Consider the following 929-nt stretch of genomic DNA (forward strand, 5'->3'; position numbering starts at 1 on the left):
TCAGCCGGAAACCCCCACCATTCCTAAATGGCTTGCGAATACCCTCGACGAAAACAGCGCGATTGCCGTGGATGGACGCTCGATCAGCTACGCATTTTACCAAGAACTTAAACAAGCGCTTGAGCCAAAGAACATCGAGATTGTTCTCGACCTCGATCTGATAACGCCAATCTGGACTGACCGCCCGAGCAGACCGAGCAGACCGAGCGCAGAAATTTTTGACCATCCGGTTGCGTTTTCTGGTGTAGAAACCAAACAAAAACTCGCAGATATTCGTAAATGGCTCAATGAAAACCATGCGGACTGTTTATTGGTTTCAACCCTTGACGATGTGATGTGGACACTGAATATTCGTGGCGCTGACACGCTTTACTGCCCGGTTTCAGAATCCTACCTTATCATCGAGCGAGACCGCGCGACGGCGTTCATCGATAAACAAAAGTTACCAGCCGAGATAGAGAAGAAGCTGACTGCGCAAGGTGTTAGCGTTCGTCACTACGAGTACGTCAGCCAGTATTTGAATCAGCAATGTGAAGGCTTGTCGCTTGCTTTTAGCCCGGTTTATACCGACAGCTTGTTGGTTAACTCCATTGAGCAGAACCTTTCATTAAAGCCAATGGCTTGCCCGGTCACCGACATGAAAGCCATCAAAAATCAGACCGAGTTAGCCAATCTCGAACAGTCATTGACGGACGATGGTGTGGCTGTCGTGAAGTTCATGAGCTGGTTAGAAGACCAAGTCCCAAGCGGGCTTGTTACTGAGCTGTCAGCCGAGGCTCAATTGAAAAGCTATCGCCGTCAAACTCGCCATTATGTGAGCGACAGTTTCCGCACAATTGCGGGCTTCGCCGCACATGGCGCGAAAATGCACTACGCCGCCGATGAAGAAAGCAATGCCATTGTCAATGAAAGCAATTTCTTCCTTGTAG

The 929-nt window shown here is 49.3% G+C and carries 1 protein-coding gene; it reads left to right on the top strand.

Annotated elements, in window-relative coordinates:
• Positions 1-929: aminopeptidase P family N-terminal domain-containing protein (locus R7Z49_RS23865; RefSeq protein ID WP_318112202.1), on the top strand; the 929-nt coding region annotated here is incomplete at both ends.

Origin of the sequence: Vibrio sp. 1562, from assembly GCF_033340155.1 — a bacterium.
GTDB lineage: Bacteria > Pseudomonadota > Gammaproteobacteria > Enterobacterales > Vibrionaceae > Vibrio > Vibrio alginolyticus.